Below are 8,709 nucleotides of genomic sequence, written 5' to 3' on the forward strand. Positions count from 1 at the left end.
GTTTCGACAATATTGATCTGTGTGTAGGTGACCTGGGGGCGCTTGTCGCCCCCCCAGGTTTTTAGAGTATGTTTACTCTTGTCTAGAGCCAACTCTCAGGCAAATGACGGAAAAACTGGGAAAGGATTATCAACGATTAAAAGCCGGTCTAGAATTTTTTCGAGGTCTTTCAAAGCAGCCAGAAAGTGCAGCAACAATTACAGTATATCGGGCTTCAGGCACACGGTAGTCAAATCACAGACTAAGAGTATCTGATCCAGGACTTACGCAGACACAGTATGTATGTTATATGTTGATCGTTATCCTTCTGTTCTCCTTTCCCTGTTCCCTGCTCCCTATTTCCTATTCCCTGCACGCAGCGCTATAATTGGCTTAAGCTTCATCTTCATTTGCCGCAATAGAAGTGAGCAGTTTGATCCTAATGAAGCCTCCCCCACCTAGCTTTGCTTGAGGTGGGGGTGTCCTATGCTATCGTTTGAGGTTACCCATAGATCACATAAGACTGCCCGACTTCTAGGCAACCGAGTAGAACTTTTGCTACTACGGTTCTCACTGTCATTTCTGCGAGTGAGTTCTTGAATAGCTCTAGCTGCAATGTTGTAACTAGCGCTTAAATCAGCGTTGTATCGTTTACCGTTACTGAACGTAGCTAGAGCGTAATTTTTCCGATCACGCCAAACTGTTCCACTACCGTCATAAGCGTTGCTAGATGTTCCTCGGGCAACTACATCACAAATCTTCCCGCCAGATTCGATCCATTTCATTTCCGTTAATTCTCGAATTATAGACTTTAACCAACCGTGGAAACGCTGTTTAAGATTAGATTTATTCTTACCACCTTTGGGCTTCCAGTTTTTTAGATATTCAAAAGCGATAACCGAAACATTATACTCAATGCTGATCTCAACAATCCCCTTAGAGACTATCTGGGCTATTTGACGGTTAATGTGGCGACATTTCCGATAAGTATTCCGGCAAAAACCTTTGTGTAACCTTCCGCCTTTACCCATCGTTTTAGACGCTTTTTTTGAGACTGATTTCAGCTTTTTATCACGACGGTCTATGTCTCTGACTGGGTGAATAAATTCACGATAAATTACAGTGCCATCGGACTCAACGACTGAAATAACAGCAGTTTTATTAATTCCTCTATCTACTCCTACTACACGATTAACTTCTTTTTTATGATTAGGTTTGCAATCAAACGGAACGGATAACCACGCTTTACCATTTCGTTGAATCAGCGACGGTTACAGCTGTTTGTTAGCTGGGATAGTATGTCGATTCCTAGTTGAAACGATCCCAACCGTTGTCCATACCCAATTTTTCCCGTTTAATACTTTGATTTGAATTTGTTCGAGGGAATCTAACCGATAACATTGACCTTGACCAAGTGCTGGATAACAGTTAGCTCCAATCGTCATTAATGGTGGCTTAGCATCCCGTCTCTTCCGTGACTGTCCACATTGCCAGTCTCTATATCTCGTTACAAAGCTGCTAACTTGCCCCAAGGAAAAAGCGATAGCAGCACGACGATAATAAGACGGCAATTTCTAAAATACTCGATTAAATATTTTATACTTAGGGTTAGGGTTTTTATTGGTTTGGTGCATTAGCCGTTCTACGGCTGTAACGGCTTCTTTTGTATCTTTGGAACCGATTGTCTCCCAATGGGTAAATAGTATTGAAGTCAAAAACTTACAGGCACGTTGATAAACAGAGATTGTCTCAGCAAACATTAATTGCTGAGGGGCACTTGGGTTAAGACTCCACTTATCGGTGCGAAGAATTTTCTGTGACTTCTTTGCTATCATGGCTACATGATAGAACATGTGTTCTTGTGGTTTCAAGCCGTCTAAGGTCTTTTTCCCATAGCGTTGGCTCGATTGAGATACATATAGTGTTTGTCACGAAGTCTCGTTATCCGGTGAGATCTGGTGATGTAGAGTTAGACATAATCGATCTCATCCATGGAATATGTCAGAAACACCGCTGCCTACTTAAAGAAGCGAAAGGTGACTTAGTTAAAAATGACCAGATCCACTTACTGATAGATTTGGCACCTGATGTATTAATAAGCAGGAAAATTAGGGAGATAACCATTTAACCATTAATAATAAGTTGTTCCTTGACCCCCACTTGAACGAAGTGGGGGAATGCGTCACAAATTTTGTTCAAAATCTCAGGAGCATGGTTAATGGCGAATCACAATCAACCATGCTCTGTAATTCTTCGAAATATCATACATTAGGCAAACCCGATTGTAAACATTGCTTTGCCACCATGTCTATATAAGTTCTCAAATTACGACATCAGAAACTGGCCAAGGAAAGAAGGATTTTGATGTCGTAATTTTATGTCAGTCTTGTTTTAGACTATCAAAGCATCGGCCTGAATCCTTTGTAATCTATCGGTTCCCGCCACCGTCAGCTAAATCTGGAGCAGGCTCATAGGTGAGAGTGGCAACAGAAGAAGGAAGGGGAAGAAATTTGGGTGTAGTTCATCCCAATGTTAACCCCTATAATAACATTTTCGAAGGAAAAAAGCAAAAGATAAAAGGCATATATAAAACTAAAAAAAAGCCATTAAAACTAAAACAAAATAATTAATGTTTTTCCACTTTTTATTGTTATTTTTTGTGGATTTTGACTATTTGATATTGCTAACAATCTACATCGTCAACCCTATACTCAAGCTATTAATTCTATGTTTACCTCAACTCTCGCCAAAGTTGGAGCAGTTTTTGCCACTGCTTCTGCTGTCATGCTAGGTTACACTTCCAACGCACAGGCTGAAATGTTGTTTGACCGGGGACTACCTACAGAAAATCTCAATAATATTTCTGGAGCAAACCGCAGTAATGTCCGTTGGGCTACAGATGCCCAGAACCAGGGCTTCTTTGGTGATGATTTCACTATCGGCAATGTAGGAGACACTTTTGTTATCGATACCATCCGCACTTGGATGGTACCTGGTATGAATATTGGTGACCCAGACAACTTGGGGGATTGGTTTGAGAGCTTGACTCTGTTGACAGGTTTTGCCGCTGAGGAGGATATTTCTCCCTTCGCCACTGCAACCTTAGACCCTAACAGTAACGTGACCAGCAACCCAGATATTACCATTACCCAAGTCCCGTACCTAGATGCTGCTGGCTCGATATACGATAACTTTGGTGATTTCGTCAATATTTGGCAAGTGGATTTCAACAATCTCAACTGGACTATCGAAGGCGGTACAACCTATAAATTCGGGGTGCGGGGTGTTGGTCGTCAGATCCCTGATTTCGATCTTTTCTATCCCTCGTATAACCATGCTTCCAACGCAGCATTGAGTGGTTCGCCCCAGGATGGCGCTGACAATCGTTACTTGCAGTTTGATGCCTCAGGTAACTTCGTTGATATCGTCGATAGCAATGGTAACGGCTGGGATAAGTCTTCGGATATTAATGTGCAGATTTTTGGCGAAGCGACTCCTAAGACTTCTGTACCAGAACCAGGTTCTGTATTAGCTTTACTGGCGTTTATTACCTTTTTAACTGCAGGTTCACCAAAGAAGCAATAGAAATCAAAGTAAGCATTCAGCCTTATGGGATCAGTTAAAGTTAAAATAAATCCCCTACCGAGGTGAGAGGTAGGGGAGCAAGGTATTGTCTTGAACGCAGACTGAGAGCTAGTAACTTGTGTCTAGAGCTTGTGTGTCTAGAGCTTGTGTGTCTAGTAACTTGTGTTTGGACAAAAACAGACTAAGCAATACTTTAATTACAATACTGTTTGCTCTGTTTGTGTCGCCAAAATGGCTCCAATTTCAAAAAAGGGAGCTTCGGAGTAGGGAAGTCGGAAGTGGAAAAAAATCCTGTATACCTCATGACTATCAGAACCGCTATAACCAGTGGGGATAAAAACAGATGCGTTCCCGTAGGGTCGGCTTTGCCGAATCGCATCCCCAAATCCCAATCATGCCGAAGCAGTACCCGAAACGCCCAAGCCAGAAGCAACTCAGTCCCCTGTACAGCCGAGCGCATTATCTGAAGCATCACAGATAGAAGCAGCACCCGAAATGACCCAACCACCAGAAGAGATTCAACCGCCAAAAGAGTCGAGCCAGCAACAGCAATGGGTGGACAGTCTAGCGCCAGACCTAGCTCAACTTTTGTCAGACCTGCGTTCGCGTAGCGTGACCTACGGTCAATCGCCCTTATTTTGCTTGATACGGCAGAGATGAATGGTGCAGATTGATTTTCAGATCACCGTTTTCATCGCGAACATAACCAAAAGAGTATTCTACCTTGATCTCGCTACCGTCTGTTTTGGTGAAAAAATACTCACCCATCGACATGGCTGTATCGCAGTGGGTAATAATTCCTTCATTCTCAAAGCGCACATTGTTATAGGGCGCAAGAGCAAAACCTTTATCTTCGCTGATGCTGCCGCGGACAAAATAAGACAAAGCCTCTTTCTCCGTGCCTCTGAACGGATCATCGCTGGCCAGTGTTGGTTTGAACAAAACCGTACCAAGATCATAAGCATAAAGCCTGTCAAGAGTACTTTGTGCTTCTGCTTGTGGGTTTTCTGCCTTGCCAATGGCGACAATGGCTTGGCCCCAGCTTTCCTGTGCAGCTAGAACATCGTTTTTTGTGACAGGATTTTCGCATGGCGCAGCCTGTGCTCTTGGCGTACCTCCAAGGTTCGTGCAACCAGCTATTGTGGTTACTGTGGATAGCATTAAAAGTGCAGAGAAATATGGTTTCATGGTGATCTTTTTATTTTATAAGACTAGGCGTAAATCTCAGTAAAGGACAAAAGTTGCCAAAAGAGCAGCGTGGGCGTAGCGCAATCGGTGCTTTTGAATAAAATAAGCTGTTCGCGCAGCGTGAGCTTTAGCTCACGGCTGTTCCCTTAGCTTGGTCTACGGCCAACGGCTGACGGCACCTCAAGTAGCGTGAGCCAAAAGCTGACGGCACCTCAAGCAGCGTGCGCGTAGCGCATATGCCGACGTTACAGATTTCGCGATCAAGTCGCTCAATCGAGATTCAGCTGTTGAACCGATTTCAACCCCGTAGCAATACCACAAATACTCTACCACCATTTTTCTGACATAATCCCAAATAATTGGGGTAAGTCGCTGATTTGAACTCTCCTCGACTTGAAACGTTGAGGATTTTGGGCTGATGGTGTGCAACCCTTGGCTAATCGCTGTTAGTTGACGAAATTATAGCACAGCAACCTATGTATTTTACATTACATTTACAAATATTTACATTTAGGCTAAAATTGATATAATAGAACAGGTTGTGTACATGTGATCTAGATCAGGAGCAACATCTATCGGGAAATCATAGGCTGTTCAGGATTCAGCCAAAACTGTTACGTGATAATAAAATCTGGGAATTCTATTAGAAAGTCCTAGACAGATTGATATGAGGTTACTAAATCCGGAACCAACAGCTCAACTGTTGAAGTCAAGCATAGGCAAAACGTTTACCGTCCAAACCTAGAGTCAGGATATCAGTCCTGAAATCAGAGCGGGGAACAGTTTCAGCTTGACTACCTCAGCTGAAATATTCAACCTTCCCTGCCTATAGACAACAATCTATCCAGCAAGAGCAAAGCATCTACTGAGTTGTTCGGTATTGAGTAATTCTCACTACTGATCACTCAATCTATACTCACTATACTTACTACTCAATACTCACGACTGACGTCTTCTGATGCCTCCAACGGATCTATTTCGTGAGGGTTTCAGACTCGCTTTATTGAAATTGTTACGGATGTCCCTAAGGATTATACCTTATGAATATTACCATTATTGGTTGCGGTTATGTTGGCACAGCTCTAGCAAATTTCTGGCATCACCAGCCGGGTCACCAGGTGACAGCTACCACTACTACCCAAGAACGGGTAGCAAAGCTGAAGGAAGTTGCCTCACAGGTAGTGGTGATGAAAGGGGATGATACCCAAGGGATGCAGTCGGCACTTATTGATCAAGACACTATTCTCCTGAGTATTGCCCCGATCAGTAATAGGCAAGTTGATGCCAACCTCTACGAAGCCACTTACATCCCCACCGCTAGCAATTTGGTAGCAGCTTTAGCAGATCATCCCACCGTGAAGCAGGTAATTTACCTAAGTAGTTGCGCCGTCTACGGTAACCAACAGGGAGCATGGGTAGATGAAAATTCTCCTATCGTTCCAGCGAACGAACATGGTCGGGTTTTGTCTTTGACGGAACATATTTTATTAGGGGCAAGCAGTGAAAATTGCAACGTCTGTATTCTGCGCCTTGGGGGGATTTATGGTCCCGGTCGTGAGTTAAGCAAGCGGTTTGAGCGACTGGCTGGCACGACGCTTCCTGGCAGTGGCGATAACTTTATCAATTGGATTCATCGAGACGACATTGTTCAGGCAGTAGAGTTCGCCAGACAAAACCGCTGTCAAGGTATCTACAACCTAGTTAACGACCTCAAACTCACGACGCGGGAGCTGACTGATCAAATATGCGATCGCTACCATCTTCCCAAAGTGTTATGGGATTCCTCACAACCTAGCTTCCGAACCAATAACGCCCGTGTACATAATCGGAAGTTGAAAGTTGCTGGTTATGAGTTGATTCATGCTCAAACCTTGATTTAAGCAATGCCTAATAATGTGAACTATAATCTAGAAGGTGACTAGCTTTTTATGAATAAACCTTACCGAAATTAACCCATAAATTACCAGAATACTGTATTTATAATTTTGGAAAAGTTTCGTTATTAATTCCCGCGCCCCATTAAACCTTGTTGGGTGGAATCAATTTTTTGAATACAATCAATCTCCGTTGATTGGAGTGCATCTCACTTTTGCAAAAATACGACCATTTAAGTAAAAAAGTTGCAAGCTTGATCTTCCTCCTTTACTGTAATCACAATCACCTTAAGATAGAGCAAAACTTGCTTTCTGATTTCTTTCAAAAGCCGTTCATAGTTTGAATTGTAATTTATTTTAAAATCTTTTCTTTAAATACTTCGGCTAAATTTTTTAGAGATAGGTTATAGTACAGCTGATTATAATTTTTGAAAAGGGTTTTTTCTGCTTCTGTCTTGGGTTGATCTTTTATAGCAGTCGAAGTAAAGCTTAAGACATCTTCTGCTCCCTGCTCCCTGCTCCCTGCTCCCTGCTCCCTTTCAACCAAAAGACTATGTCCTAAACTATACTTCCCTTGCTATACTTTGTTAATATCTTGAATGCAGGTTTGAAAAAACGGCTTAGTACTTTCATTTTAAAGTTTCAAATAAGGCTGACCATCACTATCTTTGCCAGCAATAAAATTGTGATATATTGCTTCAGATAAAATTTTTTTTTCGATTTCCATAAAACGCTCGCATAGTGCAGAAATAAAAATCGTTAAAGTAGTGATTCGTTGTTGACCATCAACAATCTTTAATTCTTGTGATTTGTCCTCCCCAACTAAAACAAGAGCACCTATAAAATGTTCTTCATGGTGAAACTCATGATTGTCTATAATCTCAATATTCGAGATTATATCTTCCCACAACTCATTAACTTCGTCTGTTGACCAAGAATATTCTCTCTGAAATCTAGGAACAATATACTTTTTGTTAGCGGCAAAAATATCATTAATTGTTCTAGTATGTGCATGAAGTTCCATGAGTTATGATCTTGATTTTAACTAAAAAACAACATTAGTAGGGATATAGCAGTTTTTAATTGGGTGATTTACACAAACAAGTTCAGAATTTTAGGAAACAGGTAACAGGAAAAAAATCCTGTGTACCTCATAGGTATGATAACCGCTATCTCTCTGATTGTGATCAGAAGATACAACCTTAGTATTACCAAAAAATTTTGTTTTAACAACAAGGTGTAAAAAGCATTTTACCCGATCAACCATCAACCATCAACCATCAAGCTTCCAACCTTTTAATCTGTCCTGCTTGTACTGAAAGAATCTGAGACGAATTCAGCCATTGGGAATCAAAGGCTCCCAAGTGAGTAGTGGTAATTAAAGTCTGAAACCGATCCTGAATAGCATCCAACAGCAAATTTTGCCGATTCAAGTCTAATTCAGCTAATACATCATCGAGTAGCAACAGAGGTGCTTCTCCTACCACCTCTTCAATCAGCTTCAATTCTGCTAACTTGAGCGCTAATACCAACGTTCGCTGTTGACCCTGAGAACCATAGGACTTGGCTGGGGTCTGATTAATGGTAAACTGTACTTCATCCCGGTGAGGACCAACTAGGGTTCTCCCTTGATGAAATTCAGGAAGGGAGTACTGTTGGATTTTCTCCAAAAAAGCCTGCTTGACTAGATCTGGGTCATCTTTGGAAAGACTGACATTAGGGGCATAGGTAATATCCAATACCTCTGTCTTGCCACTAATACTAGCGTGCCATGCTTGGGCTAAAGGAGCTAATCGTTTTAGCATTCTCTCTCGACGGCGGGTGACTCGTGAGCCAGCGGTAGCCAGTTGGGCATCCCACAACCCTAGCTCGGCATTGTATTGCTTGGATACCGATGCATCAACTTCCCCTTCTTGTTGAAGTTTACGGATTTTTTTCAGCAAAGCATTGCGCTGTCGCAATACTTGGTTATATTGCTGCAAAATGTAAGCATAAATTGGTTCGAGCTGAGTCAGAATCGAATCGAGCCAGGCGCGACGCCGTTCTGGTGCTCCTCGCACTAGTTCCAAATCTAAGCTAGAAA

The 8,709-nt window shown here is 42.2% G+C and carries 10 protein-coding genes and 1 pseudogene; 4 read left to right on the forward strand and 7 right to left on the reverse strand.

All coding sequences use genetic code 11. The features are described 5' to 3' along the window. Positions 1–437: 437 nt before the first annotated feature. Together F6K20_RS13470 and F6K20_RS40645 are read right to left on the reverse strand one after the other, a co-directional pair. The gene (locus tag F6K20_RS13470; RefSeq protein WP_287294976.1) at positions 438–1,010 is read right to left on the reverse strand and encodes a transposase; all 573 of its coding nucleotides are present in this window, start codon (positions 1,008–1,010) and stop codon (positions 438–440) included. 240 nt (positions 1,011–1,250) lie between these two features. Then, positions 1,251–1,832 (reverse strand): annotated as a pseudogene (locus F6K20_RS40645) (hypothetical protein). 8 nt (positions 1,833–1,840) lie between these two features. Between F6K20_RS40645 and F6K20_RS13485 the strand changes: the two are divergent. The 3 genes from F6K20_RS13485 (at position 1,841) to F6K20_RS13495 (ending at position 3,564) form a co-directional block, all read left to right on the forward strand. Next, positions 1,841–2,107 carry a transposase gene (locus F6K20_RS13485; protein WP_071986806.1) on the forward strand — a complete coding sequence of 89 codons (267 nt, stop codon included), beginning with the start codon at positions 1,841–1,843 and terminating at the stop codon, positions 2,105–2,107. A 352-nt stretch (positions 2,108–2,459) separates the two neighbouring features. Then, entirely contained in the window at positions 2,460–2,609 is a 150-nt protein-coding gene (locus tag F6K20_RS13490) for a hypothetical protein (RefSeq protein WP_008180278.1), read from the forward strand. A 97-nt stretch (positions 2,610–2,706) separates the two neighbouring features. Then, positions 2,707–3,564, forward strand: a complete 858-nt coding sequence (locus F6K20_RS13495; protein ID WP_008180280.1) for a hypothetical protein — start codon at positions 2,707–2,709, stop codon at positions 3,562–3,564. Positions 3,565–4,197: 633 nt separating this feature from the next. On the opposite strand, the gene F6K20_RS13500 is transcribed toward F6K20_RS13495, so the two are convergent. Together F6K20_RS13500 and F6K20_RS13505 are read right to left on the reverse strand one after the other, a co-directional pair. After that, positions 4,198–4,752 (reverse strand): metal-independent carbonic anhydrase family protein, encoded by a 555-nt coding sequence (locus F6K20_RS13500; protein WP_008180285.1) that lies wholly within the window; start codon positions 4,750–4,752, stop codon positions 4,198–4,200. Between the two features lie 180 nt (positions 4,753–4,932). Next, positions 4,933–5,181 (reverse strand): hypothetical protein, encoded by a 249-nt coding sequence (locus tag F6K20_RS13505; protein WP_137985643.1) that lies wholly within the window; start codon positions 5,179–5,181, stop codon positions 4,933–4,935. 611 nt (positions 5,182–5,792) lie between these two features. Between F6K20_RS13505 and F6K20_RS13510 the strand changes: the two genes are divergently transcribed. Then, the gene (locus F6K20_RS13510; RefSeq protein WP_008180287.1) at positions 5,793–6,632 is read left to right on the forward strand and encodes an SDR family oxidoreductase; all 840 of its coding nucleotides are present in this window, start codon (positions 5,793–5,795) and stop codon (positions 6,630–6,632) included. A 346-nt stretch (positions 6,633–6,978) separates the two neighbouring features. Here the strand turns inward: F6K20_RS13510 and F6K20_RS13515 are convergent, their stop codons facing one another. The 3 genes from F6K20_RS13515 to recF form a co-directional block, all read right to left on the reverse strand. Beyond that, a complete protein-coding gene (locus F6K20_RS13515) occupies positions 6,979–7,173 on the reverse strand; it encodes a hypothetical protein (protein ID WP_008180290.1) in 195 nt (64 codons plus the stop codon). An 87-nt stretch (positions 7,174–7,260) separates the two neighbouring features. Next, positions 7,261–7,650, reverse strand: coding sequence for a DUF262 domain-containing protein (locus tag F6K20_RS13520; protein ID WP_008180291.1), 390 nt, complete (start codon positions 7,648–7,650; stop codon positions 7,261–7,263). 256 nt (positions 7,651–7,906) lie between these two features. Then, the coding region (gene recF, locus F6K20_RS13525; RefSeq protein WP_287294978.1) for a DNA replication/repair protein RecF at positions 7,907–8,709 on the reverse strand (803 nt) is incomplete at its 5' end.

Origin of the sequence: Moorena sp. SIO2C4 (assembly GCF_010672485.1) — a bacterium.
GTDB classification, from domain to species: domain Bacteria; phylum Cyanobacteriota; class Cyanobacteriia; order Cyanobacteriales; family Coleofasciculaceae; genus Moorena; species Moorena producens.

Bases quoted from the DNA above. Each gene is read 5' to 3' on its own strand.
- F6K20_RS13500 (WP_008180285.1), bottom strand. From the start codon at position 4,752: ATGAAACCATATTTCTCTGCACTTTTAATGCTATCCACAGTAACCACA.
- F6K20_RS13470 (WP_287294976.1), bottom strand. From the start codon at position 1,010: ATGGGTAAAGGCGGAAGGTTACACAAAGGTTTTTGCCGGAATACTTAT.
- F6K20_RS13520 (WP_008180291.1), bottom strand. From the start codon at position 7,650: ATGGAACTTCATGCACATACTAGAACAATTAATGATATTTTTGCCGCT.
- F6K20_RS13510 (WP_008180287.1), top strand. From the start codon at position 5,793: ATGAATATTACCATTATTGGTTGCGGTTATGTTGGCACAGCTCTAGCA.
- F6K20_RS13495 (WP_008180280.1), top strand. From the start codon at position 2,707: ATGTTTACCTCAACTCTCGCCAAAGTTGGAGCAGTTTTTGCCACTGCT.